The sequence below is a fragment of the Streptomyces sp. NPDC101118 genome (assembly GCF_044759445.1).
Classification (GTDB): domain Bacteria; phylum Actinomycetota; class Actinomycetes; order Streptomycetales; family Streptomycetaceae; genus Streptomyces.
In genome coordinates this window covers 621,257-645,765 of record NZ_JBIVZG010000001.1, presented here as the reverse complement: position 1 = coordinate 645,765, position 24,509 = coordinate 621,257, and the positions used below count along the sequence as shown (strand labels likewise).

Genomic DNA, 24,509 nt, shown 5'->3' with positions numbered 1-24,509 from the left:
CCTTGCACGTATGGCTTTCGAACCGCCCGAGCGGCTTGTCCGGGCGCTCGGCGAGAGGTCCGAAGACGCACCCGCGCAGTGGCTCCGAGAGCTCCCCGCGCTGGCCCGCGAGGCGCTGGACCGGCGGGGGCTGACCGCGCAGCGCGTGCAGGCCCCGGGCGGCCGGAGCAGCCTGGTCGTCCTCGTCCGGTACTCCGACGGCACGCCGGCCACGCTGAAGCTGGCCCCGCCGTGCGCGGCCCCCGGGGACGAGCTGGCGGCCCTGGCGCACTGGGGCGGGTTCGGCGCCGTGCGGGTCCTCGACACCCGGCACGACGACGACGCCCTGCTGCTGGAACGGCTCCAGCCGGAGGTGTCGCTCCGCTCCCTGCCGGAGGCGAAGGCGCTGCTGGAGGCCTGCGGGACGATCCGGCGGCTGTGGGTGGCCCCGCCGCCGGGGCACTCCTTCGAGACGGTGGCCGAGCGCAGCGCGCGGCAGGCCGAGCCGATGTCCAAGGCCCCGGAGGAGGCGCAGCCGCTGGTCCGGCAGGCGCTGGCGGTCCGCGACGAGCTGGCGGTCCTCCCGCCGGAGGAGCTGCTGCTGCACGGCGCGTTCCGGCAGGGGAAGGTGCTGGCGGGCGACCGGGCGCCGTGGCTGACGGTCGGGCCGGAGCCGCTGGTCGGCGAGCGGGCGTACGACCTGGCGCGGCTGGTCAGGGACCGGCTGGAGGACCAGCTGGCGTCGAGCACGGGCGCTGCGGGCGCCAAGCGGCGGGTGAACCGGCTGGCCGACTCGCTGGAGGTGGACCGGGACCGGCTGCGGGGCTGGACCCTCTTCCGCGCGGTGGAGTCCGGCACCCGGGCCCTGGCCGCGGGACGGCGGCGGGACGCCGAGATGCTGCTGGAGTTCGGCTCCTGGCTCTAGGGCTTGCGTCGGGCGGCCAGAGCTGGGCATACCGTGATTAAGCGGAAAAGTCTGGCAGGGGGCCGTCATGGTCGAAGAACTGCTGGCAGCGGGTGTGGCGGCGGCCGTGGGCGTCACGGTCTACGTGGCCACGGCGGCGCGCATCGTGAAGCAGTACGAGCGGGGCCTGGTGTTCCGGCTCGGCCGGCTCCGCGCGGGCGTGCGGCCGCCCGGGTTCACGATGATCGTGCCCGTGGTGGACCGCCTGCGGAAGGTGAACATGCAGATCGTGACGCTGCCGGTGCCGGCCCAGGAGGGCATCACCCGGGACAACGTCACGGTGCGGGTGGACGCGGTCGTGTACTTCCGGGTGATCGATCCGGCGAACGCGATCGTCGAGGTGGAGGACTACCGGTTCGCGGTCTCGCAGATGGCGCAGACCTCCCTGCGGTCGATCATCGGCAAGTCCGACCTGGACGACCTGCTGTCCAACCGGGAGAAGCTGAACCAGGGCCTGGAGCTGATGATCGACAGCCCGGCGGTGGGCTGGGGCGTGCAGATCGACCGCGTGGAGATCAAGGACGTCTCGCTGCCGGAGACGATGAAGCGGTCGATGGCCCGGCAGGCCGAGGCGGACCGCGAGCGGCGGGCCCGGGTCATCAACGCGGACGCGGAACTCCAGGCCTCGCGAAAGCTGGCGGAGGCGGCGGGGGTGATGGCCGACCAGCCGGCGGCGCTGCAGCTGCGGCTCCTGCAGACGGTGGTCGCGGTGGCGGCGGAGAAGAACTCGACGCTGGTCCTGCCCTTCCCGGTCGAACTGCTCCGCTTCCTGGAACGGGCGGCCGAGGCCCAGCCGGTGCCGCACGAGCGGGAGGGCGGTGGGCGGACCGCGGCGCGTTCGCCGGAGGCTGCGCCTCAGCCGAAGCCGGCCCCCTCGGGCACCGAGCCCGACGCCCTGGACGCTGCGCCTCAGCCGAAGCCGACCGCCGCGGGTACCGAGCCCGAAGCCCTGGATGCTGCGCCTCTGCCGGACGCGGAGCGTACCGCTGTCGAGGCGGCGCCGGACACCGTGGTCGGGGCCTCGGCGGTGCCGGAACTGCCGGACGTGGTACCGGAGTCCGGGACGTGGCCTGCGGCCGGGGCGGCGCCTGCGCCGGCCCGGTCTCGGGCGGACCCGGCGGAGGAGCCGTTGCCGTAGCGCCGCTGCGCGGAGCCGTTTCCCCACCCCGCCCCTTCCCGAAACCGGGGCTCCGCCCCGGACCCTCCCCCAGACTCCGTCCGGCGGGACCCCTACGCCTCAAACGCCGGCGAGGCCGGATTTCGCTGCGCGAACCCAGCGGCCGCCGGCACGTTCCAGCCCCTCCGGCGTTTGAGGAGCGGGGGTCCGGGGGCGGAGCCCCCGAAGGGTCCGGGGCGGAGCCCCGGGAAACGGAGAAAGGGCGGGTAGGGGACCAGCCCCGCAGGGCAACGAACCCGCACCCGGCAGCTGCCTGCACCCGGCACGGGGAGCCGCACCCGGCACGGGACCGCCCCCGGCACGGGACCGCCCCGGCACGGGACCCGCACGGCAGGCTCGCAGGGCGGCCGTACGGGAAGGGTCAGCCCGCGACCCGCGGCACCGCTTCGGACAGCGGGAGCTCCGTGCGGGTGCCCGCACGGCGGTCCTGGAGCTCCACGACACCCTCCCCGGCCCGGCGCCCCGCGACGACCACGCACGGCACCCCGATCAGCTCGGCATCGGTCAGCTTCACGCCCGGCGACAGCCCCGGCCGGTCGTCCAGCAGGACCCGCAGGCCCCGCGCCGCCAGCGCCGTCGCCGCCTCCTCGGCCAGCGCCTGCTGCGCCGCCTTGCCCGCGGCCACCACGTGGACGTCCGCCGGGGCGACCTCGGCCGGCCAGCACAGGCCCCGCTCGTCCGCGGTCTGCTCCGCCAGCGCCGCCACCACGCGCGACACCCCGATGCCGTACGAGCCCATGGTCACCCGGACCGGCTTGCCCTCCTGGCCCAGCACGTCCAGGCCGAACGCGTCCGCGTACTTGCGGCCCAGCTGGAAGATGTGGCCCACCTCGATGGCCCGGTCGAGCCGCAGCCCCGCCCCGCAGGCGGGGCACGGGTCGCCGTCCCGGACCACGACCACGTCCAGGTACCGGTCCACCTCGAAGTCCCGGCCGCACACCACGTTGCGGGCGTGGGTGTCGGCGCGGTTCGCGCCCGTCACCCACGACGTGCCCGGCGCGATCCGCGGGTCGGCGAGGTAGCGCACCTTATCCAGGCCCTGCGGGCCGACGTAGCCGCGTACCAGGTCGGGCCGGTCCGCGAAGTCCGCCTCCGTCACCAGCTCCACGACCGCGGGCGCCAGGTGCTCGCCGAGCTTGCCGAGGTCGACCTCCCGGTCCCCGGGCACGCCGACGGCCACGATCTCCCCGTCCACCTTGACCAGCAGGTTCTTCAGGGTGGCCGAGGCCGGCACGCCCAGGTGCGCGGCGAGGCTCTCGATGGTCGGGGTGTCCGGGGTGGCCAGCTCCTCCACCGGCCCGGCCGCCCCGGCGGACACCGGCACGAGCGGGAAGGTGACCGCCTCGGTGTTGGCCGCGTACCCGCAGGAGGGGCAGTCCGCGAAGGTGTCCTCGCCCGCGGCGGCCGGGGCGAGGAACTCCTCGGAGGCCGAGCCGCCCATCGCGCCGGACACCGCCGACACGATCCGGAAGTCCAGCCCGAGCCGGGTGAAGATCCGCCGGTACGCCTCGCGCTGGACCGCGTACGAGGCCGCCAGGCCCTCGTCCGTCGTGTCGAAGGAGTACGCGTCCTTCATCTGGAACTCGCGCCCGCGCAGCACCCCCGAGCGCGGCCTGGCCTCGTCCCGGTACTTCGTCTGGATCTGGTAGAGCGTCACCGGCAGGTCCTTGTAGGACGTGCACTGGTCCTTCACCACCTGGGTGAAGATCTCCTCGTGCGTGGGCCCGAGCAGGTACTCCGCGCCCTTGCGGTCCTTCAGCCGGAAGAGCAGGTCGCCGTACTCGTCCCAGCGCCCGCTCACGTCGTAGGGCTCGCGGGGCAGCAGCGCCGGCAGCAGCACCTCCTGCGCGCCGGCGGCGTCCATCTCCTCGCGGACGACGCGCGTGACGTTGTCCAGCACCTTCTTGCCGAGCGGCAGCCAGCTCCAGACGCCGGCCGAGGTGCGCCGCACGTAGCCCGCGCGGACCAGCAGCCGGTGGCTGAGCGTCTCCGCGTCCGCCGGGTCCTCCCGGAGGGTCTTCACCATCAGCCGGGACAACCGCTGGACGGGCTGGGACATCACGCGCTCCTGCTCACGAAAGGGGTGGTGGTGCGCAGGAGGCTAGCCGAGCGGGACGGTCCGGCCGTACCGGTTTACCCGCTACACGCTGCGCAGGTGCACGCGCCTGGGGAGCGGCAGCGGCGCACCCATCACGGCGTACGGCTGGGCCGCGCTCGGGAAGTACACCCGCCGCGCGAGGTCGTGGTACCCCAGCGAGCGGTAGAGGCCCCGCGCGGGGGACTCGATGTCGATGGCCGAGAGGATCGAGCGGGTCTCCCCGGCGGTGTCGGTGATCCGGGTGATCAGCTCGCGGCCCACGCCCCGGCCCTGGAAGCCCGGGTGGACGTGCAGTTCGGTGATGACGAAGGAGCCGTCGAGCCAGCCCTCCGCTCCCCCGGCCCGCAGGTACGGCTCGACGACGGTGGACCACCAGTGCGTACGGTCGTTGGGCATCCCGTACACGAAGCCGACGAGCCGGCCGTCGTCCTCGGTGAAGGCGCCCAGTGCCCGCGCGCCGGGCAGCTTCATGTGCCGCTGCACGATGTGGCGCCGGATGCCCACCTCTTCGTCGCTCAGCCCGAAGGCGACGGCCTGGACCTCCAGCGCCTCGTCCACGCGCTCGGCCAGGTCCAGCGGGCGGATCACGACACCGGCGGGGAGGCGGGGGTCGGCCCCGGGCGTATGCAGCATGCGGGAACCCTACTCGGCGGTCACGGAGCCGTCACCGGGTCCCCGGGGACCGGCCGCCGTCACCCGGACGGAGGGCCGGAACGGCACCCTCTCGCATCAGAACAGCACGCTCATGAAGGCGCCGACCTCACGGAAGCCCACCCGCCGGTACGCGGCCCTGGCGGCGGTGTTGAAGTCGTTGACGTACAGGCTGACCACCGGCGCGACGTCCCGCAGCGCGAACTCGACCACGGCGGCCATGCCGGTCTCGGAGTGGCCCCGGCCGCGGAACTCGGGGGCGACCCAGACCCCTTGGATCTGGCAGGCCCGGGCGGTGGCGGCGCCGATCTCGGCCTTGAAGACCACCCGGCCGTCCTCGACGCGGGCGAAGGACCGCCCGGAGCCCACGAGTTCGGCCACCCGCGCCTGGTAGAGCAGCCCGCCGTCGCCGGCCATCGGGGAGACGCCGACCTCCTCGGTGAACATGGCCACGCACGCCGGCATGATCAGGTCCATCTCGTTCTTGCGGATGCGGCGGACCAGCGGGTCGGGGCCGACCTCGGCCGAGGGCTGCTCGATGACCATCAGGGGCTGGTGGCCGCGCACGTCGCGGGCGGGGCCCCAGTGGGGCTCCAGCAGCCGCCACAGGGCCGCCGTGGGCTCGGCGGGGCCGACGATGGAGGAGCAGCGCCGGCCGGTCCTGCGGGCCCGGTCGGCGAAGGCGCGTACGGCCTCGGGGGTGGCGCAGACCGGTACGAGGTTGGCGCCCGCGTAGCAGAGGGAGCGCAGCTCGCCGCCCTCGTAGTAGCCCCACATCTCCCCGCCGAGGCGCCAGGGGTCGAGTCCGGCGACCTGGACGCGGGAGGTGACGAAGGCGTTGGCGACCGGGTCGCGGTCGAGTACCTCGAGCGCGGCTTCGAGGTCGCTGGGCTCGAGCACCCTGGTGGTGGTCTGCGTCAACACTGTGGGGGCCTCACCGTGCAAGTCTGCTGATCTCCGCACTGTAACCCGTCGCGGCGCCCGGACGCGCCCCGCGAGGGCCCCGGAACGGGCCCGCGAGCGCGGCGGAACGCGGCCGGCCCCGCCCCCGCGAGCTGCGGGAACGGGGCCGGGGCGGTCCGGTGGGTGTCAGACGCCGATGGCGACGGTGGGCTCGCCGCTCATCACGCCGTCCTTCTCCATCTGCTCGGCGATCTTCATCGCCTCCTCGATGAGGGTCTCGACGATCTTCGACTCGGGGACGGTCTTGATGACCTCGCCCTTGACGAAGATCTGGCCCTTGCCATTGCCGGAGGCGACGCCGAGGTCGGCCTCGCGCGCCTCGCCGGGGCCGTTGACGACGCAGCCCATGACGGCGACGCGGAGGGGCACCTCCATGCCGGTCAGGCCCGCGGTGACCTCCTCGGCCAGCTTGTAGACGTCGACCTGGGCGCGGCCGCAGGACGGGCAGGAGACGATCTCCAGGCGGCGCTGGCGGAGGTTGAGCGACTCCAGGATCTGGATGCCGACCTTGATCTCCTCGGCCGGCGGCGCGGAGAGGGAGACGCGGATGGTGTCGCCGATGCCCTGGGAGAGGAGCGCGCCGAAGGCGACGGCGGACTTGATGGTGCCCTGGAAGGCGGGGCCGGCCTCGGTCACGCCGAGGTGCAGCGGGTAGTCGCACTGGGCGGCGAGCTGGCGGTAGGCCTCGACCATGACGACCGGGTCGTTGTGCTTGACCGAGATCTTGATGTCGCGGAAGTCGTGCTCCTCGAAGAGGGAGGCCTCCCACAGCGCCGACTCGACGAGCGCCTCGGGGGTGGCCTTGCCGTACTTCTTCAGGAGGCGGGCGTCGAGGGAGCCGGCGTTGACGCCGATGCGGATCGGGGTGCCCGCGTCCTTCGCCGCCCGGGCGATCTCCTTGACCTTGTCGTCGAACTGCTTGATGTTGCCCGGGTTCACGCGGACGGCGGCGCAGCCGGCGTCGATGGCGGCGAACACGTACTTGGGCTGGAAGTGGATGTCGGCGATCACCGGGATCTGCGACTTCTTCGCGATGGTCGCGAGCGCGTCGGCGTCGTCCTGCGTGGGGCAGGCCACGCGGACGATCTGGCAGCCGGAGGCGGTCAGCTCGGCGATCTGCTGGAGCGTGGCGCCGATGTCGGAGGTCCGCGTGGTGGTCATCGACTGCACCGAGACGGGTGCGTCACCGCCGACGGCGACGGATCCGACCTGGATCTTGCGGCTGACCCGTCGGTCGGCGAGCTTCGTCGGCACGGACGGCATTCCGAGAGAGATGGCAGTCATCTGCTGTGCAACCCCAAGGTGTGGATCAAGGTCCCGATATCGGCGGGCTCCAGGCCTCCGAGATTACGCCACACGGCGCGCGCGACGCGCACGAGGAGGAGTGCGCCACCCGAACGTAGGGGGCCGGGCACACAGTGTGCCCGGCCCGCCTCGTACATCCGCTCGACCGCGGTCTCCGTCAGGAGATCTTGACCGGGTTCACCACGTCGGCCACGAGCACGAGCAGCGTGAAGCAGACGAAGACACCGGCCACGACGTAGGCGAAGGGCATCAGCTTCGCGACGTCGAACGGGCCCGGGTCGGGCCGCTTGAACAGCCGGGCGAAGCTGCGGCGCACGGACTCCCAGAGGGCGCCCGCGATGTGCCCGCCGTCCAGCGGCAGCAGCGGCAGCATGTTGAACAGGAACAGCGACAGGTTGAAGAAGCCGATGAGCTGGAGGAAGAACACCATCCGGTCGGTGGCCGGGATGTCCAGGTTGGCGATCTCGCCGCTGATCCGGGCGGCGCCCACGATGCCCATCGGGGAGTCCTGCTCGCGCGGGCCGTCGCCGAAGGCGGCGTCCCACAGGGCGGGGATCTTCGAGGGCAGCTTGATCAGGCCCTGCACGCCGGCCTCGACCATCTCGCCCATGTGGTCCACGGACTGGCCGAAGGTCAGCTGGACCTTCTCGGTCTTGGGGGTGAAGCCGAGGAAGCCGGCGACGATGTACTGGTCGGGCACGTAGCCGCCGCGGCCGTCCGACTTGGCGACCTTGTTCTCGATCAGGTCGGCCTTGAGGACGACCTCCCGGCCGTCGCGCAGCACGGTGACGGTGGCGGGGCCGACGGTGTCGCGGATCCGCTGCTGGAGGGTGGACCAGTCGTCCGTCTTCCGGCCGTTGAAGGCGACGATCCGGTCGCCGGGCCTGAGGCCGGCGGCCTCCGCCGGGGTGACCTGGTCGCCCGGCTTGCAGGTGTCGCGCTTCTCGCTCGCCTGGATGACGCAGTGGCTGACCGAGCGCACGGCGGTGGTCTGCATGTTGACCCCGAAGGTCATCCACACGCCGAAGAACACCGCGAGGGCCAGGACCAGGTTCATGAAGGGTCCGGCGAACATGACGATGACGCGCTTCCACGGCTTGCGCGTGTAGAACAGCCGCTTCTCGTCGCCCGGCTCCAGCTCCTCGTACGCGGCGGAGCGGGCGTCCTCGATCATCGTGCGCCAGGGCGACGTGGAACGGGCCGTGATCCGGCCGTCCTCACCCGGCGGGAACATGCCGATCATGCGGATGTAGCCGCCGGCGGGGATGGCCTTGATGCCGTACTCGGTCTCCCCCTTCCTGCGCGACCAGATGGTCGGGCCGAAGCCGACCATGTACTGCGGCACGCGGATGCCGAACAGCTTGGCCGTGGAGAGGTGTCCCAGCTCGTGCCACGCGATCGAGACCAGCAGCCCGAAGACGAAGACGAGTATCCCGAGCACCGTCATCAGAAGGATCATGCGCGCGCCTCCACTGCGGCCTTGGCCGCCATCTCCCTGGCCCGGGCGCGGGCCCAGGCCTCCGCCTCGAGGACGTCGCCGACGGTGAGCGAAGTTCCCGTCCGCGGTGTGCCGTGGTCCTCGACCACAGCGGTGACCGTATCCATGATTGCTGTGAACGGCAGCCGACCGGCCAGGAACGCGTCGACGCACTCCTCGTTCGCCGCATTGAACACGGCGGGCGCCGTGCCGCCCAGTCCGCCCACGTGCCGGGCCAGCCCGACGGAGGGGAAGGCCTCGGTGTCGAGGGGGAAGAACTCCCAGGTGGAGGCCTTGGTCCAGTCGAAGGAGCGGGACGCGTCCGGCACCCGCTCGGGCCAGCCGAGACCGATCGCGATCGGGCCGCGCATGTCCGGCGGGGTGGCCTGGGCGAGCGTGGAGCCGTCGGTGAACTCCACCATCGAGTGAACGTAGGACTGCGGGTGGACCACGACCTCGATGCGGTCGAAGGGGATGTCGTAGAGCAGGTGGGCCTCGATGACCTCCAGGCCCTTGTTGACCAGGGTGGCGCTGTTGACCGTGATCACCGGGCCCATGGCCCAGGTGGGGTGGGCCAGCGCGTCCTCGACGGTGACCTCGGCCAGTTCGGCGCGGGTGCGGCCGCGGAAGGGGCCGCCGGAGGCGGTCACGACCAGCTTGCGGACGTCGGCGCGGGTGCCGGCGGCCAGGGCCTGGAACAGCGCGGCGTGCTCGGAGTCGACCGGGATGATCTGGCCGGGCTTCGCGAGGGCCTTCACCAGCGGGCCGCCGACGATCAGCGACTCCTTGTTGGCCAGGGCGAGGGTGCGGCCCGCCTCCAGCGCGGCGAGGGTCGGCGCGAGGCCGATGGAGCCGGTGATGCCGTTGAGGACCGTGTGGCATTCGGAGGCGGCGATCTGGGCGGCGGCGTCCGGCCCGGCCAGGATCTCCGGCTGCGGCTCGCTGCCGTACTGGGCGCTCAGCGCCTCCTTGAGGGCCGGTACGACGTCCTCGCGGGCCACCGCCACGGTGTGCACCCGCAGCTGCCGGGCCTGCTCGGCGAGCAGGCCGACGCGGCCGCCGGCCGCCGAGAGGGCGGTGACGCGGAACCGGTCGGGGTTGCGCAGGACCAGGTCGATGGCCTGCGTGCCGATGGACCCGGTGGAGCCGAGGACGACGATGTCCCGGCGGCCGACCGCGGGGTCGAAGAGGAGGTGCGGGTCGGCGAGGGGGGCTGGGCTGGCGCTCATGCCCCCCATTGTTGCCGCAACTCAGCCGCGCCCGGGCACGGAGTCCCCCTGTACGACGCCGGCGACGAGCTCGGGCAGGGTCCCGGGGAAGCCGGGCAGCGCGAGGGCGGTGCGCCACCAGGCGGTGACGTCGGTGCGGAGGGCCCCGCCGAGCAGCCGGTCCGCCTCGGCCCGGGCGGCGAGGAGGGCCTGGGCGCGGGCCCGCTCGGACACGTCCGTCCACGGGTCCTCGTCCAGGAGGGTCCGGGTGAGGTCGACCTCGCCGAGCCAGTGGTCCTCGTCGAGGGCCCAGGCGGCGGGGGCCTTGTGCCGGATCACGTCCGTGCCGGTGAGCAGGGAGCGGTCCAGGCAGGCCCGTACCCAGCGGATGTCCTCGGCGATGTCGCCCATGGCGTTGGGTACGCCCAGTGCCGCGAGGGCGAGCTCGCGCTCCGGGCCGCCGGGTGCCTCCGGGGGGTGCGCGGCGAGGGCGGTGACGGCTTCGCCGAGCGCCCGGGCCAAGGGATCGGTCTCGTTCGGTGGCGTCCCCGGTCCTCCGGGGACGCTCCCCTCCCCGGCCGGCTCCGGGAGCCGCTCGGGCGGGGTGCCGGCCGGCAGGCCCCCGGCCGGCTCCGGCACGGTGCCGGCGGCCACGGCGGCGGCCAGCTCCCGGAGGGTGCCGTCGAAGGCGGGGGCGTGGCGGAGGAGTTCGGCCCAGAGGCGGGGGTCGTCGCCCAGGGCGGGGCGGAGGGCGCGGTGCAGCGCGGAGCGGTACGCGGCCTGCTCGGGCAGGGACCACCGCAGCCCCGTGCGGACGCGCAGGTCGCCGAGGAGCAGGCTGCGGTGGGCGGGGGCGACGTACGCGACGATCTCGTCGCAGGTCAGCAGGCCCATCCGGACGGCGCGGACGGCGGGCCGGTGCCAGTCCCGGCCGTACGAGGCCGCCGCACGCGTGTCGAGCAGCGCGGCGCAGGCCTCGCGGGGCAGCCCGCCGGTGAGCAGCAGGGCCTCCACGGAGCCGGGCGGCAGCGGCCGGCGGGCGTGCTCCCGCAGCAGCGGCTCCGCCTCCGGGGCCCCGCCGGCCAGCGCCAGCAGGTCCAACGGCACCCGCGGCCGCCGCGCGCCGTGCCGCCGCAGCAGCCCCACCAGCCGGGCGGTGGTGAGCCCGTCCGCTTCCGCCGGGGTCCCCGCCTGCGAGAGTTCCGCCGACACCGTGCCGCGGAGTTCCGGTGAGGGGGCGCGGCGGGTGGCGTAGCGGCGGGCGCCCGGGAGGCCCGGGAGGGGGCGGCCGAGGACGTACGGGTTGGCGGCGACCCGGCGGCGGTCCTCGGCGGTGCCGTGCCGCAGCAGCAGGGTGACCGCCGAGGGGGCCAGGGGTTCGTCCCGGCACAGGTACTTCCGGGCGGCCGGGTCCAGGCGGTCCAGGAGTCCGGTCACCACCGGGTCCGGTGCGTGGCGCAGCAGGAGCGCCACGCACCGGGCCAGCCGTCTGCTCTCCAGGTCGGCCGTCATGTCCGTCCCGCTCCGTTCGCCGGTCTGCCGCACCGTGCGGCGCTCCGGCGAATCCTCGCAGGTCGGTCCGCGTCAGCGGATGGGGCGGTGCACGTTCTTGTGCGCGGAGGGCCCGGGGGTGGCGTCGGCGATCCAGGGACCGTCGCCCGAGGGGTCGAGGACGCCCTCCTCCAGCCAGGTGTAGGTGCCCGAGAGCACCCCGGCGACCACCTTGCGGTCCAGGTCGTCGGTGTTGGCCCAGAGCCGCCCGAACAGTTCCTCCACCCGCAGCCGGGACTGCCGGCAGAACGCGTCGGCGAGCTGGTAGGCCTCGCGCCCGTGGTCGCCGGAGGCCCGCAGGTGCTCGGCCCGCACGCAGGCCGCGCTCATGGCGAAGAGTTCGGCGCCGATGTCGACGATCCGGCCCAGGAAGCCCTGCTTGGTCTCCATCTTCCCCTGCCAGCGGGACATGGCGTAGAAGGTGGAGCGGGCCAGCCTGCGGGCGCCGCGTTCGACGTACCGCAGGTGCGCGGAGAGGTCGGCGTGGCCGCGCGGGTGGAACTCGCGGTAGCTGCCGGGGACGTGCCCGGGGCCGGTGGCCAGCTTCGGCAGCCACCGGGCGTAGAAGCCGGCGGCCCTGGCGCCCGCCCTGGCCTTGTCGCCGAGTGCCTTCTCGGGGTCGATGAGGTCGCCGGCGACGGAGAGGTGGGCGTCGACGGCCTCGCGGGCGATCAGCAGGTGCATGATCTCCGTGGAGCCCTCGAAGATGCGGTTGATCCGCAGGTCGCGCAGGAGCTGTTCGGCCGGGACCGCGCGCTCGCCGCGGGCGGCGAGGGACTCGGCGGTCTCGAAGCCGCGGCCGCCGCGGATCTGGACCAGTTCGTCGGCCATCAGGCAGGCCATCTCGCTGCCGTAGAGCTTGGCGAGTGCGGCCTCGATGCGGATGTCGTTGCGGTCCTCGTCGGCCATCTGGGAGGACAGGTCGACCACGGCCTCCAGGGCGAACGTGGTGGCCGCGATGAAGGAGATCTTGGCGCCCACGGCCTCGTGCTTCGCGACCGGGCGGCCCCACTGCTCGCGCACGCCCGCCCACTCCCGGGCGATCTTCAGGCACCACTTCCCGGCACCGACGCACATGGCGGGCAGCGAGAGGCGGCCGGTGTTGAGGGTGGTGAGGGCGATCTTGAGGCCGGCGCCCTCGGGCCCGATGCGCTGGTCGGCGGGGACGCGGACCCGGTGGAAGCGGGTGACGCCGTTCTCCAGGCCGCGCAGGCCCATGAAGGCGTTGCGGTGCTCGACGGTGACGCCGGGCGAGTCGGCCTCGACGACGAAGGCGGTGATGCCGCCCTTGTGGCCGTCGGAGCGCGGCACGCGGGCCATGACGACGAGCAGGTCGGCCACGACGCCGTTGGTGGTCCAGAGCTTGACGCCGTCGAGCACGTACGCGTCGTCGCCGTCCGGGGTGGCGGTGGTGGCCAGCCGCGCCGGGTCGGAGCCGACGTCGGGCTCGGTGAGCAGGAAGGCGCTGATGTCGGTGGTGGCGCAGCGCGGCAGGTAGGTGTCCTTCTGCTGCTGCGTGCCGAAGATCTTCAGCGGCTGGGGGACGCCGATGGACTGGTGGGCGGAGAGGAGGGCGCCGATGGCGGGGCTGACGGAGCCGACCAGGGCGAGGGCCTTGTTGTAGTAGACCTGGGTGAGGCCGAGGCCGCCGTACTTGGGGTCGATCTTCATGCCGAGGGCGCCGAGCTGCTTGAGGCCGCGGACGGTCTCGTCGGGGATCCGGGCCTCGCGCTCGATGCGGGGGCCGTCGATCCCGGTCTCGCAGAACTCGCGCAGCCGGGCGAGGAAGGCCTCGCCGCGCCGGACGTCCTCGTCGGCGGGCAGCGGGTGCGGGTGGATCAGGTCGAGCCGGAACCTGCCGAGGAAGAGTTCCTTGGCGAAGCTGGGTTTGCGCCAGTCCTGTTCCCGGGCCGCTTCCGCGACCTGCCGGGCTTCACGCTCGGTCACCTTGGGCTGTGCGGGCTGTGTTGCGGACATGAGGGGGCTCACCTCGCCGCCGGAGTCGGGGGACGTACCGATCAGGGGTCGTACCGATTACCAGTCGGTGCTACCTGTGAGTCGTACCCCTTGGCGCGGCGCGGGAAAAGCCGGGCTGGGCCGGGTGGCGGTAAGCCGCTTCCGGCCGGCCCCCGCTGGGCCGTACGGGTGGGCGGGGCCGCCGGCGGGGGCGGCGGGGAAAAGGGGACGGCCGGAGCCCCCGCACAGTAGGCTCCGGCCGTCGGCTCATGGGCCGTACGCGATCAGATGTCCAGGCCGGTGAGGACCAGGACCCGCTCGTACGTGTAGTCGTCCATGGCGTAGCGGACGCCCTCGCGGCCGACACCCGACTGCTTGACGCCGCCGTACGGCATCTGGTCGGCGCGGTAGGACGGCGCGTCGCCGATGATCACGCCGCCGACCTCGAGCTCGCGGTGGGCGCGGAACGCGACCTGGACGTCGCGGGTGAAGACGCCGGTCTGCAGACCGAACTTCGAGTCGTTGACCTTGGCGAAGGCCTCGTCGGTGTTCTCCACCTTGTGGATGGTGAGGACCGGGCCGAAGACCTCTTCGCAGGCCAGCTTGACGCCGTCCGGAACCTCGGCGAGCACGGTCGGCTCGACCGAGGCGCCCTCGCGCCTGCCGCCGGTGAGCAGCTTGGCGCCGGCGGCCACGGCCTCGTCCACCCAGGACTCGACGCGCTTGGCGGCGTCCTCGGAGACCAGCGGGCCGACGTCCGTGGCGTCGTCCGCCGGGTCGCCGGTGACCTGGGCCTGGACCTTGGCGACGACCTTCTCGACCAGGCGGTCGTAGACGGAGGCGTCGGCGATCACGCGCTGCACGGAGATGCAGGACTGGCCGGCCTGGTAGTTGGAGAAGGTGGCGATGCGGGTGGCGGCCCAGTCGAGGTCGGCCTCGGAGGACCAGTCGGCGAGGACCACGGCCGCGGCGTTGCCGCCGAGCTCCAGGGTGCAGTGCTTGTGGGGCACCGACTGCTGGATGGCGTAGCCGACCGTGTCGGAGCCGGTGAAGGAGATGACGGGCAGGCGCTCGTCCTTGACCAGGGCCGGCATCTTGTCGTTGGCGACCGGGAGGACGGACCAGGAGCCGGCCGGCAGGTCGGTCTCGGCGAGCAGCTCGCCGAGGATCAGGCCGGAGAGCGGCGTGGCCGGGGCCGGCTTGAGGATGATCGGGGCGCCGACGGCGATGGCCGGGGCGACCTTGTGGGCGCACAGGTTCAGCGGGAAGTTGAACGGCGCGATGCCGAGGACCGGGCCCTTGACGAAGCGGCGGGTCAGGGCGAGACGGCCGACGCCGCCGGCGTCGGTGTCGAGGCGCTGGGCCTCTCCGCCGTTGAAGCGGCGGGCCTCTTCGGCGGCGAAGCGGAAGACGGACACCGCGCGGCCGACCTCCCCGCGGGCCCACTTGATGGGCTTGCCGTTCTCGGCGGAGATCAGCTGGGCGATCTCCTCGGTGCGCTCGACGAGCCGCTTGGACACGTGGTCCAGGGCCGCGGCGCGGACGTGGGCGGGGGTGGCGGAGAACTCCGCCGTCACGGCGTACGCCGCTGCCACGGCCTCCTCGACCTGGGCGTCGGTCGGCACGCTGACGGTGCCGACGAGACGGCCGTCCCACGGGTTGTGGACGTCGAAGCTGTCCTCGCCGGTGGCCTGGCGGCCGGCGAGCCAGAAGGCGTGGGTGGAAGTCATGGCGAATCCCGGCCCTTCGGAAGTTGTGCGGTGTCCTTGGTCCCTCCCACCGTAGGACCGACCGGCCGCTCCGTCGTTTATCCGGGTTGGAGTGGGCGGCGGCGGTGTCGCGCCGCTTTGTCAGTGTCCTTTCCGGAGGCCACCCGTCCGGTCGGGTGCCGGGCGGGCCGGGTGCGGACGCCCCGCACGGCCGGCGGCCGGTGGCGGGCGGGGGCACTCCGCAGGCAGGCGGGATCACTGCGCGGTGGCGGGGTGGATCACTCCGCGGTGGCGGGCGGGCTGGCCTTGAGGGCCAGCCACAGCTCCATGCGGACGTCCGGGTCGTCCAGGGAGCGTCCGAGGATCTCCTCCACGCGCCGCATCCGGTAGCGCAGGGTGTGCCGGTGGACGCCCAGGTCGGCGGCGGCGGCGTCCCACTGGCCGTGCCGGGAGAGCCAGGCGTGCAGGGAGGCCACGAGGTCGCCGCGGCCGGTTGCGTCGTGATCCCGGAGGGCGCGGAGCGTGCCGTCGGCGAAGGCCCGTACCGCGTCGTCGGCGAGCAGCGGCAGGACGGAGCCGGCGGCCAGGTCCTCGTGCTCGACGAGGGCTCGCCCGCGGCGGCGGGCCACGGCCAGGGCCTGGTCGGCCTGCTTGTACGCGGCGGCGGCCGTGGCGGGGCCGGCCGGCGCGGACAGGCCCACGACGAGGTCGTCGGTGGCCGGGACGGGCCCGTTGGCGCTCTCGGCGCGTCCGCGGCGGGCCTCCAGCGCCTCGGCGTGGTCGGCGCAGGCGGTGACGGCCGCGGCGCCGTCCCCGGCGAGGACCACGAGCCGGCCGGGCTCCGGTACGACGAGCAGCGCCTCGCCCGCACGGCCCGCGGCGGACTCCACCGCGTCGCCCAGGGCGGTCAGCTCCTCGGGGACGGTGGCCTCGGCGATGAACAGCCGGAACGGCGAGTCGAGGAGGCCGCCGTAGAGGGGGCCGGCGACGGAGCGGGCGTGTTCGGCCTCCCCGGCGAGCAGCATCCGGAGCACGGCGGCGCCCAGCCGGGACTCGGCCTCGTGCAGGGAGCGGGATCGTTCCGTGGTGAGGGTGAGCAAGGCGACCGCGGAGTGGACGGCGTACCGCTCGGCGGTGCCGAGGGGCGCGCCGGTGCCGACGGCGAGGGCGCCCCTGGCGCGGCGGCCGGTGCCGAGCGACTGGAGCTCGACCCGGTCCTCGGTGCCGCCGACCACGGCGCTGGCGGGCGCGGGCCGCTCGCGCAGCCGCTCGACGTCGGCGGTGAGGCGGGCGGCGCGGCGGGCGGCCCATTCGGGCGCCGCGGCGACGACGGCGCCGGAGGTGTCGTAGAGGGCGGCCCAGCCCTGGACGTGCGCGGCGAGCTTGCCGAGGATCTCGGCCGGGCCGTCGGCGGACAGGGCGGCCCGGGTGAGTTCGCGCTGGGCCTCGAAACCGGCGGTGACGGCCCGGTACTGGTCGGCGGCGAGGGCGGCGGAGACCGCCTTGGAGATGGCCAGGAACGGGGTCCGGCGGGGCACCTCCAGCAGCGGCAGGTCCTCCGCGCGGGCGGCCTCGACGAGGGCCTCGGGCACCGCCTCGTAGTTGACTCCGACGGCGAAGCCGATGCCCACGACGCCGGCGGCGGCGAGGCGGCGCACGTAGCGGCGCATCTCGTCCGGGTCGTCGGCGTCCAGCTTCATGGCGGTGATCAGCAGCAGCTCGCCGCCCTCCATATAGGGGACGGGGTCGGCGAGCTCGCTGACGTGGGCCCAGCGCACGGGGGTGTCAAGCCGGTCCTCGCCAGCCCGGACGCTGAGTTTGAGCGCCGAGTGCTGGACGAGCGAAGCGAGGGTGAGCGGCATGGGGACCGTGCGCTTTCGGGGGCGGGAGGCAGGGGGTGAGCCGGGGGAATTTCGCCGTGGCGTATGAACGGCTCAGATCGATTCTGCCACCTCGTAGAGGTCGGTTCAGCTTGTTCGCCTCAGCCCTCCCGTGGTTCGCCTCAGCCCTCCAGGTCCACGAGGAGGGGGGCCGCGCGCTCGCCCCGCACCGAGGTCAGCGAGAGGACCGCGTGGCCGGGCGGGACGGAGTGCGCGAGGTCCGAGGCGGACCAGCGCGCCCGCTCGACCTGCCGGACGGTGACGGCGTCGGTGGTGACGGCCTTGCCGGTCACCAGCTTCCGGAAGGAGTGGACGGCCCGGGTGAGCGGCTGGTCGGCGAAGACGGTACGGCTGGTCACGTCGCGGGTCTCGACCCACTCGGTGCCCCAGGCCTCGGCGAAGCGGCCGCCGTCCCAGGTCGTGACGCCGGAGAAGGCCATCCGGCAGCCGACCGCGCCGAGCAGCGGGGTGCGCAGCGCCTCCGGTACGTCGTCCAGCGTGCGCAGCGTGAGGACCACTCCGGCGTGCGCGGAGCGCAGCCGCTGAATGCCGCGGACGGTCTCCGGGGTGAGGGCGTGGGCGGCGTCGTCGAGGACGAGGCAGGCGAAGAGCGAACGGTCGGAACGGGCGGCGGCGCCGGCGGTGAACTGGGCCAGGACCAGCCGGGCCAGCATCCGGGAGGCGTCGGCGTGGCCGCGCTCGGGGAGGTCGATGCGGACGCGGAGGGGGTGTTCCAGGGAGCGCAGCGAGAAGGGGCGCCCGGCGCCGGTGGTGTCGAAGAACCCGGCGAAGGCGGGCCGGTCGAGCAGGGCCACCCGGTCGGCGAGCAGGGGCGCGGGGTCGCCGTGGGCGCCGGCGGCGCGGGCCCGGGCGTCGAGTTCGCGGAGCATCGGGTGCTGTCCGGCTCCCGCGAGTTCGGCGCGCAGGGCGTCGACGGCCCCGGGGACGGCGTCGAGCAGCTCGCGGAGCTCCGGGACGCCGGGGAAGCGCCCGTACGCCGCCCGGAAGGGGCCGAGCAGCTGGGCGAGGGCGGTGGCGGCGCGGCGTACGTCGGCGCCGGGGACGTCTCCCGCGAGGGCCTCGGCGAGCAGGCCGGCGGCCTCGTCGGCGTCGGTGGTGCCGCCGTAGAGGTCGAGGTCGTAGCGGGAGGCGGGGTCGCCGACGCGGACGACGACGTCGTAGGCGTCGTCGGGGCCGAGCCGGGTGCCGGCGGCTCCGACGGCGACGACGGCGGCCTGGCCGGCCAGGGCCTGGAGGGCGAGGGACTCGACGACGGGCCGGACGAGGCGGGCGGTCTTGCCCGCTCCGGAGGGGCCGACGGCGAGGAGCGAGGTGCCGAGGAGGCCGGCGTCGAGGGCGACTCCGGTGCCGCGGCGGGCGTAGGGGTTGCGCTCGCCGGGGTCGGCGCGGCCGATGCGGACCTGGCCGGTGACGAGGTCGTGCCGGGCGGCGCGGACGGGCAGGTCCCGCAGGCCGGAGGGGTGCACGCAGGCGCCGGCGCCCTTGTCGCGCACGGCCTGCGCGAAGGCCCGCAGGCGCGAGGGGTCGGCCTGCACGGACCGCCAGGCGCGCCGGATCCGGGCGTAGTCGACGTCGTTCATCCGCCCGCCCGCGACCTCCCCGCGCAACAGATCGGCCACCTCCCCCAACCCGGCCCCCCGCACCTCACCCCACTCGACGGGGTCCTCGGCCGGCTCGGCCGGCGGGGCGGCGTGCCCGGCCGGCTCCGCGCGGCGGTTCCGGCCGCGCAGCAGGCCGAAGAGCCCGCCGGCCCAGGTCAGCAGGAGCACCACCACCAGGTTGATCACGGCGTTGGCGGTCTCGGTCATCTCCTTGTTGTGCTGCTGGGCGCCGGGCGAGGAGAAGTCGTACGGGACGGCCAGGTACGCCAGGGGCCTGACCGGTACGGCCTCGCCCCCGATCAGCGCGAGGGCGAGCAGCATGACGGCGACCACGCCCGCCACCTGCGCCCACGCGCCCCGTGCCACGACCAGCCGCTGCCAGGCGCCGCGCCAGTTGCCCAGCCGGCCGAACCCGTACAGCAGCGCGGCGTCGATCAGCAGCTCGTACCACCACAGGGCGGTGCGCGCCCCGGTCCCGTCGACCGGCCCCCCGCCGAAGGCGGACCACCAGCTGTCGGGGGTGAAGAGCTTCAGCGGGAGCGTCCAGTACGGGATGAGGCCGTTGCGCAGCAGGGACCAGACGAGGACGCAGGCGAGGAAGGAGATCACGGCGCTGGTGAGCAGCGCCCGGTCGGGCACCTCGTCCGCGGCGCGCTCCGCACGCGGGACGTGCCCCGGGCGCCAGGTGCCCGGGACGGCCTGGGGGCGGGGGGTGCGGAGCCAGTCGGCCAGGGGTGGGGTGGTGGCGGGGGCGTGGGCCGGGGGCGGGGGGACGTGCGGGGCGCCGGCCTGCGCGGGGAGGCCGGCCCCCTTGGTGCCGTACGCGCCGCCACCCGCCGCCTCGTGCGTGCCTTCGGTGTCCATGACCCCTGCCCCCTGACCGCTCACAGTGCTGCGCCGCTCAATCTAGTGGCCGTGCGCGCCCCACGAGCTGCGTCCCGGCATGATCCACGAGACACTCCCTATGGCCGCAGCGGACAAGGACACGCGGAGACCACTCCCGAACGGAGCATGCCCCGCCCCCCTCGCCGGGCCTAGCCTGCGGACAAAGACACAGTTGCGTCCGAAACACCCCAGGAGCCCCCATGACCGCTGTTCCGCAGGAGCGCAAGCTCGTCACCGCGATCCCCGGCCCCAAGTCGCAGGAGCTGCAGGCCCGCCGCCTCGGCACCGTGGCCGGCGGCGTGGGCTCGGTGCTCCCCGTCTTCACGGCCCGTGCGGGCGGCGGCATCATCGAGGACATCGACGGCAACCGCCTGATCGACTTCGGCTCCGGCATCGCCGTGACCTCCGTCGGCGCCTCCGCCGAGGCCGTCGTGCGCCGCGCCTCCGCGCAGCTGGCCGACTTCACCCACACCTGCTTCATGGTCACCCCCTACGAGGGCTACGTGGAGGTCTGCGAGGCCCTCGCCGAGCTGACCCCGGGCGACCACGCCAAGAAGTCGGCGCTGTTCAACTCCGGCGCCGAGGCCGTCGAGAACGCCGTCAAGATCGCCCGCGCGTACACCAAGCGCCAGGCCGTCGTCGTCTTCGACCACGGCTACCACGGCCGCACCAACCTCACGATGGCGCTGACGGCGAAGAACATGCCGTACAAGCAGGGCTTCGGTCCGTTCGCCCCCGAGGTCTACCGCGTGCCGGTCGCCTACGGCTACCGCTGGCCCACCGGCCCGGAGAACTGCGGCCCCGAGGCCGCCGCCCAGGCCATCGACCAGATCAGCAAGCAGATCGGCGCCGAGAACGTCGCGGCCATCATCATCGAGCCGGTCCTCGGCGAGGGCGGCTTCATCGAGCCGGCCAAGGGCTTCCTGCCGGCCATCGTGAAGTTCGCCAACGACAACGGCATCGTGTTCGTCGCGGACGAGATCCAGTCCGGCTTCTGCCGCACCGGCCAGTGGTTCGCGTGTGAGGACGAGGGCATCGTCCCGGACCTGATCACCACCGCCAAGGGCATCGCCGGCGGTCTGCCGCTGGCCGCCGTCACCGGCCGCGCCGAGATCATGGACGCCCCGCACGCGGGCGGCCTGGGCGGCACCTACGGCGGCAACCCGGTGGCCTGCGCCGGTGCGCTGGGCTCCATCGAGACCATGAAGGAGCTCGACCTCAACGGCAAGGCCAAGCGCATCGAGGAGGTCATGAAGACCCGCCTCTCCGCGATGGCCGAGAAGTTCGACGTCATCGGCGACATCCGCGGCCGCGGCGCCATGATCGCCATCGAGCTGGTCACGGACCGCGCCACCAAGGAGCCGAACGCGGCCGCCGCCGCCGCGCTGGCCAAGGCCTGCCACGCCGAGGGCGTGCTGGTCCTCACCTGTGGCACCTACGGCAACGTGCTGCGCTTCCTGCCGCCGCTGGTGATCGGCGAGGACCTGCTGAACGAGGGCCTGGACGTCATCGAGGCCGCGTTCTCGGCCATCTGAGCGGCCAGGGCTTGAACACCTTTTCGGGGTACCGCCGGTAACGGTCGGGCACTGTGAAGAAGGTGTGGGGGGCCGATGGCGGGACCGCGTTCCCGCTGTCGGTCCCCTTTTCGGTGCCGTACGGTTTCTGCAGATGAGTGAAACACCCCGCCCGCGGGAAACCGCGGACGAAGCCGGCACCGAGCTTCCCCAGCTCCCTGACGGTCGTGTCTTCACCCACCCCGCCGGAGCCTCTGGCCCCGGCACTCCTCACCGATCGGACGGCCGCCCGCTCCAAACCCCCCGGAGCGCGCGGCGACCCGATCCGGGCGGCCGCCCCGGAACCATCCCCCCTGTTCCGGGGCGGCCGGCCTTCTCGGCAGCGCGAGGGGCGGCGTTCTGCGCCGCCCTCTGCGCCCTGCTCTTCTCCCTGATCACCTGGCAGGTGCTGGTCCGGGGACCCCTGTCGGGCCCGGACGAGCGGCTGAGCCGTGCGCTGGTGCGGGCCGTGCCCGACTCCGTCACCGAGCGGCTGGCCGACTTCGGCAACGTCCCGGTGGCCGTGCCCGTGCTGGTGCTCGCCATGGCGTACGCGGTGCGCCGCTCCCGGCGCTGGGTGCCGGCGCTGACCGCCGGCCTGTCGATGGCCCTGGTGCCGGCGGTGATCGTGCCGCTCAAGGCGTGGACGGCCCGGCCGGGCCCGCTGGAGCCCTGGGCCGCCGGGTACTACCCCTCGGGCCACACGGCCACCGCCGCGGTCGCGTACACCGCCGCGGCCCTGCTCGTACGCCCCTACGCGCGCCGGAAGTGGCCGGTGCCGCTCGCCCTCGCCCTGGCCGCCCTGACGGCCGCGGGCCTGGTGCTGCGCGGCTGGCACTGGCCGCTGGACGTGCTGGCCAGTGCCTGCCTGAGCTTCCTGCTGGTGCTGCCGGTGGCGCGGGCCGTCAGCCGAAGTACGCGTCGAAGTTCCGGCTGAACTCCCAGCCCCCGAACCGGTCCCAGTTGACCGACCAGGTCATCAGCCCGCGCAGGCCGGGCCAGGTGCCGTGGGTGGCGTACGTACCGCAGTCGGCCTTCCTCGTGAGGCAGTCCAGCGCCTTGTTCACCTCGGCGGGCGGGGTGTGGCCGTTGCCCGCGTTCGTGGTGGCGGGCAGGCCGATCGCCACCTGCTCGGGCCGCAGCGGCGGGAAGACGCGGGCCGCGTTGCCCGCGACGGGGAAGCCGGTGAGCAGCATGTCGGTCATGGCGATGTGGAAGTCGGCGCCCCCCATCGAGTGGTACTGGTTGTCGAGGCCCATGATCGGCCCGGAGTTGTAGTCCTGGACGTGCAGCAGGGTGAGGTCGTCGCGCAGGGCGTGGATGACGGGCAGGTAGGCGCCGGCCCGCGGGTCCTGGCCGCCCCACTGGCCGGAGCCGTAGAACTGGTAGCCGAGCTGCACGAAGAAGGTCTCGGGCGCCATGGTGAGCACGAAGTCGGGGCCGTAGCGGGCCTTCAGGGTCTTCAGGGCCGAGATCAGGTTGACGATCACGGGCGTGGTGGGGCTGCGGAAGTCGGTGTCGCCGGCGGCCAGGGAGAGGGAGTGGCCCTCGAAGTCGATGTCCAGTCCGTTGAGCCCGTACTCGTCGATGATCTTCGAGACGGAGGAGACGAAGGCGTCGCGGGCGGCGGTGGTCGCGAGCTGCACCTGGCCGTTCTGGCCGCCTATGGAGATCAGGACCTTCTTGCCGGCCGCCTGCTTCGCCCTGATCGCGGCCTTGAACTCGGCGGCCGTCTCGACGTTCGGGCACTCGGCGGCGGGGCAGAGGGCGAAGCGGATGTCGCCGGAGGTGACGGAGGTCGGCTCGCCGAAGGCCAGGTTGATCACGTCCCAGGAGTCGGGCACGTCGGCCATCCGGACGTAGCCGGAGCCGTTGGCGAAGCTCGCGTGCAGGTAGCCGACGAGGGCGTGCGCGGGCAGACCGCCGCCCGGGTTGCCCCCGCCGCCGCTGGTCGTGGTGGCGGGCACGCCCGCGCTCCTGGCCGACTCCCCCGCGCCGTTGGTGGCGCTGACCTGGAAGGTGTACGTGGTGGAGGCGGCCAGTCCGGTGACGGTGGCGGTGGTGCCGGTCGCGGTGAGCACCTGGGTGCCGTCGCGGTAGACGCGGTAGCCGGTGGCGCCGGCCACGGGGTTCCACGAGAGGCCGACGCTGCCGGCGGTGGCGCCGCCCGCGGTGAGCCCCGCGGGGGTGGCGGGCGGCTGCTGCTGACCGCCGTCCGGGGCGGGGCCGACCAGCGTGAGGTCGTCGACGTGGTGCGCGGGCTGGCCGTACCAGCCGTGCGTGTACACGGTGACCTGGGTGGTGGCCGCGCCGGTGGTGAAGCTGGTGGAGAGCCTGGTCCAGCTGCCGGCGGACTGGGTCCAGGTGGACGTGTCGGTGGTGCCGGTGCCGGTGGCGCCGAGGTAGACGTACGCGCCTTGGACCCAGGCCGAGAGGGTATACGTGGAGCCCGGCCGGACGGTGACCGTCTGCGCGCAGCGCGCGTTGTCCTGGCCGGCCGGGGTGGCCTTGAGGGCGGAACTGCCGCCGTGGACGGGACTGCTGACGGTGGTTCCGCTGCCGGCGGTGCAGGTCCAGCCGTCGAGGCCGGACTCGAAGCCGCCGTTGCGTGCGAGGTCGGTGTCGGCCGCGGCGGCCGACGGGACCGCCGCGACGAGTCCGGCCGCGACGAGGGCCGCGATGACCGGACCGGAGAGGAAGCGCGTGGGGGTGCGCGGCACAACTGCCTCCGAACATGGGGGGAGTTCGGCACGCGGCGGATCGGCACGTGCCGGGAGGAGCCGGATCGCGCACAACATGGTCCAGACCAATCAGGTTGTCAAGACCCCTCGCTCCCCTCACGCGCCACCACGGCCGCTGCCTCGTGCATCGCCAGCTCCAGGAGGGCCGGGTCGGTCAGGACGCCGGAGCCGTCCGGCGGCACCAGCCAGCGCACGCCGCCGGTGGCCCGGCCGGGGTACGGGACCACGATCCAGGTGCCGCGGCCGGCGCCCCGTACGCCCGTGCCCAGCCAGCGCGTGGCGGTGCCCGCGGGGACGAAGAAGCCCAGCCGGGAGTCGCCGAAGTCGGCGAGCACCGGGCCGGGCCGGGCGACCAGGCGGGCGAGCACGCCGAGGGTCGGGTGCCCGAGGTCGCCGGGCAGGATCAGGACGTCCCAGCTCCGGCCCGCGGGGAGGAGCGTGACCCCGAGGGGGCTGCGCTCCCACTCCCAGCGGCAGGCGTCGGGATCCGGCGCCACCGAAACCAGCCATTCCACCGCGGCCTTGGCCGACGGCGCCTCCGAGCGGGACATGGGCTGCTCTCCCTCCGTGTTGACGGCACGTCTTACCCGGGGAGAGCGCGGTGCGGCCCCGCGATGACGCGGGTTGGGCCGTCGGACCGTGGTGAAGGGGTCACGTCCCGATCATGGTTGTGGGGCCCCCCGGGCCCGGGGGGCCCCACCCGCGCTCAAGGGGGCAGGAGGGGCACCCGACGCCCCCCCCGGCGCCCCGCGTAATCCACACGTTGGGGTGGGGGCCGCGCGCCGCGGCC

The 24,509-nt window shown here is 74.0% G+C and carries 17 protein-coding genes; 4 read left to right on the top strand and 13 right to left on the bottom strand.

What is annotated here, in order from left to right; genetic code table 11:
- Window positions 1-10: 10 nt before the first annotated feature.
- Window positions 11-904, top strand: coding sequence for an aminoglycoside phosphotransferase family protein (locus ACIQUQ_RS02830; protein WP_403970435.1), 894 nt, complete (start codon window positions 11-13; stop codon window positions 902-904).
- Between the two features lie 67 nt (window positions 905-971).
- Window positions 972-2,081 (top strand): SPFH domain-containing protein, encoded by a 1,110-nt coding sequence (locus tag ACIQUQ_RS02825; protein WP_403970432.1) that lies wholly within the window; start codon window positions 972-974, stop codon window positions 2,079-2,081.
- A 400-nt stretch (window positions 2,082-2,481) separates the two neighbouring features.
- Here ACIQUQ_RS02825 and ACIQUQ_RS02820 read toward each other — a convergent pair whose 3' ends face one another.
- The 11 genes from ACIQUQ_RS02820 to ACIQUQ_RS02770 form a co-directional block, all read right to left on the bottom strand.
- Window positions 2,482-4,179, bottom strand: coding sequence for a proline--tRNA ligase (locus ACIQUQ_RS02820; protein WP_403970429.1), 1,698 nt, complete (start codon window positions 4,177-4,179; stop codon window positions 2,482-2,484).
- Window positions 4,180-4,260: 81 nt separating this feature from the next.
- Window positions 4,261-4,851: a GNAT family N-acetyltransferase gene (locus ACIQUQ_RS02815; protein WP_403970426.1), complete on the bottom strand. Its 591-nt coding sequence runs from the start codon at window positions 4,849-4,851 to the stop codon at window positions 4,261-4,263.
- Window positions 4,852-4,947: 96 nt separating this feature from the next.
- Window positions 4,948-5,790, bottom strand: a complete 843-nt coding sequence (locus ACIQUQ_RS02810; protein WP_403970602.1) for a GNAT family N-acetyltransferase — start codon at window positions 5,788-5,790, stop codon at window positions 4,948-4,950.
- A gap of 168 nt (window positions 5,791-5,958) precedes the next feature.
- The gene (ispG, locus tag ACIQUQ_RS02805) at window positions 5,959-7,116 is read right to left on the bottom strand and encodes a flavodoxin-dependent (E)-4-hydroxy-3-methylbut-2-enyl-diphosphate synthase (RefSeq protein WP_399952730.1); all 1,158 of its coding nucleotides are present in this window, start codon (window positions 7,114-7,116) and stop codon (window positions 5,959-5,961) included.
- A gap of 178 nt (window positions 7,117-7,294) precedes the next feature.
- Complete coding sequence (locus tag ACIQUQ_RS02800; protein WP_403970423.1) at window positions 7,295-8,596, bottom strand: M50 family metallopeptidase; 1,302 nt, start codon at window positions 8,594-8,596, stop codon at window positions 7,295-7,297.
- Entirely contained in the window at window positions 8,593-9,843 is a 1,251-nt protein-coding gene (gene dxr, locus ACIQUQ_RS02795) for a 1-deoxy-D-xylulose-5-phosphate reductoisomerase (RefSeq protein WP_403970421.1), read from the bottom strand. The genes ACIQUQ_RS02800 and dxr overlap by 4 nt, the downstream gene beginning before the upstream one ends.
- 21 nt (window positions 9,844-9,864) lie before the next feature.
- Window positions 9,865-11,334: a hypothetical protein gene (locus ACIQUQ_RS02790; protein WP_403970418.1), complete on the bottom strand. Its 1,470-nt coding sequence runs from the start codon at window positions 11,332-11,334 to the stop codon at window positions 9,865-9,867.
- Window positions 11,335-11,406: 72 nt separating this feature from the next.
- Window positions 11,407-13,350 carry an acyl-CoA dehydrogenase family protein gene (locus ACIQUQ_RS02785; RefSeq protein WP_403970415.1) on the bottom strand — a complete coding sequence of 648 codons (1,944 nt, stop codon included), beginning with the start codon at window positions 13,348-13,350 and terminating at the stop codon, window positions 11,407-11,409.
- A 263-nt stretch (window positions 13,351-13,613) separates the two neighbouring features.
- Entirely contained in the window at window positions 13,614-15,059 is a 1,446-nt protein-coding gene (locus ACIQUQ_RS02780; protein ID WP_403970412.1) for an aldehyde dehydrogenase family protein, read from the bottom strand.
- 257 nt (window positions 15,060-15,316) lie between these two features.
- Window positions 15,317-16,900, bottom strand: a complete 1,584-nt coding sequence (locus ACIQUQ_RS02775; protein ID WP_403970409.1) for a PucR family transcriptional regulator — start codon at window positions 16,898-16,900, stop codon at window positions 15,317-15,319.
- Between the two features lie 140 nt (window positions 16,901-17,040).
- Entirely contained in the window at window positions 17,041-19,404 is a 2,364-nt protein-coding gene (locus tag ACIQUQ_RS02770) for an ATP/GTP-binding protein (RefSeq protein ID WP_403970406.1), read from the bottom strand.
- A 221-nt stretch (window positions 19,405-19,625) separates the two neighbouring features.
- On the opposite strand from ACIQUQ_RS02770, the gene gabT reads away from it, so the two are divergent.
- The gene (gene gabT / locus ACIQUQ_RS02765; protein WP_403672994.1) at window positions 19,626-20,960 is read left to right on the top strand and encodes a 4-aminobutyrate--2-oxoglutarate transaminase; all 1,335 of its coding nucleotides are present in this window, start codon (window positions 19,626-19,628) and stop codon (window positions 20,958-20,960) included.
- Window positions 20,961-21,384: 424 nt separating this feature from the next.
- Window positions 21,385-21,915, top strand: coding sequence for a phosphatase PAP2 family protein (locus ACIQUQ_RS02760; RefSeq protein WP_403970403.1), 531 nt, complete (start codon window positions 21,385-21,387; stop codon window positions 21,913-21,915).
- Here the strand turns inward: ACIQUQ_RS02760 and ACIQUQ_RS02755 are convergent.
- Complete coding sequence (locus tag ACIQUQ_RS02755; protein WP_403970400.1) at window positions 21,884-23,698, bottom strand: chitinase; 1,815 nt, start codon at window positions 23,696-23,698, stop codon at window positions 21,884-21,886. The two genes, ACIQUQ_RS02760 and ACIQUQ_RS02755, sit on opposite strands and share 32 nt — an antisense overlap.
- Window positions 23,699-23,796: 98 nt before the next feature.
- Window positions 23,797-24,270: a hypothetical protein gene (locus ACIQUQ_RS02750; protein WP_403970397.1), complete on the bottom strand. Its 474-nt coding sequence runs from the start codon at window positions 24,268-24,270 to the stop codon at window positions 23,797-23,799.
- Between the last annotated feature and the right edge of the window lie 239 nt (window positions 24,271-24,509).

Excerpts from the sequence above, each read along its gene's own strand:
- ACIQUQ_RS02790 (WP_403970418.1), bottom strand. The coding sequence starts at position 11,334 with ATGACGGCCGACCTGGAGAGCAGACGGCTGGCCCGGTGCGTGGCGCTC.
- ACIQUQ_RS02770 (WP_403970406.1), bottom strand. The coding sequence starts at position 19,404 with ATGGACACCGAAGGCACGCACGAGGCGGCGGGTGGCGGCGCGTACGGC.
- gabT (WP_403672994.1), top strand. The coding sequence starts at position 19,626 with ATGACCGCTGTTCCGCAGGAGCGCAAGCTCGTCACCGCGATCCCCGGC.
- ACIQUQ_RS02820 (WP_403970429.1), bottom strand. The coding sequence starts at position 4,179 with ATGTCCCAGCCCGTCCAGCGGTTGTCCCGGCTGATGGTGAAGACCCTC.
- ACIQUQ_RS02780 (WP_403970412.1), bottom strand. The coding sequence starts at position 15,059 with ATGACTTCCACCCACGCCTTCTGGCTCGCCGGCCGCCAGGCCACCGGC.
- ACIQUQ_RS02750 (WP_403970397.1), bottom strand. The coding sequence starts at position 24,270 with ATGTCCCGCTCGGAGGCGCCGTCGGCCAAGGCCGCGGTGGAATGGCTG.
- ACIQUQ_RS02825 (WP_403970432.1), top strand. The coding sequence starts at position 972 with ATGGTCGAAGAACTGCTGGCAGCGGGTGTGGCGGCGGCCGTGGGCGTC.
- ACIQUQ_RS02815 (WP_403970426.1), bottom strand. The coding sequence starts at position 4,851 with ATGCTGCATACGCCCGGGGCCGACCCCCGCCTCCCCGCCGGTGTCGTG.
- ispG (WP_399952730.1), bottom strand. The coding sequence starts at position 7,116 with ATGACTGCCATCTCTCTCGGAATGCCGTCCGTGCCGACGAAGCTCGCC.
- ACIQUQ_RS02830 (WP_403970435.1), top strand. The coding sequence starts at position 11 with ATGGCTTTCGAACCGCCCGAGCGGCTTGTCCGGGCGCTCGGCGAGAGG.
- dxr (WP_403970421.1), bottom strand. The coding sequence starts at position 9,843 with ATGAGCGCCAGCCCAGCCCCCCTCGCCGACCCGCACCTCCTCTTCGAC.
- ACIQUQ_RS02800 (WP_403970423.1), bottom strand. The coding sequence starts at position 8,596 with ATGATCCTTCTGATGACGGTGCTCGGGATACTCGTCTTCGTCTTCGGG.
- ACIQUQ_RS02785 (WP_403970415.1), bottom strand. The coding sequence starts at position 13,350 with ATGTCCGCAACACAGCCCGCACAGCCCAAGGTGACCGAGCGTGAAGCC.
- ACIQUQ_RS02775 (WP_403970409.1), bottom strand. The coding sequence starts at position 16,900 with ATGCCGCTCACCCTCGCTTCGCTCGTCCAGCACTCGGCGCTCAAACTC.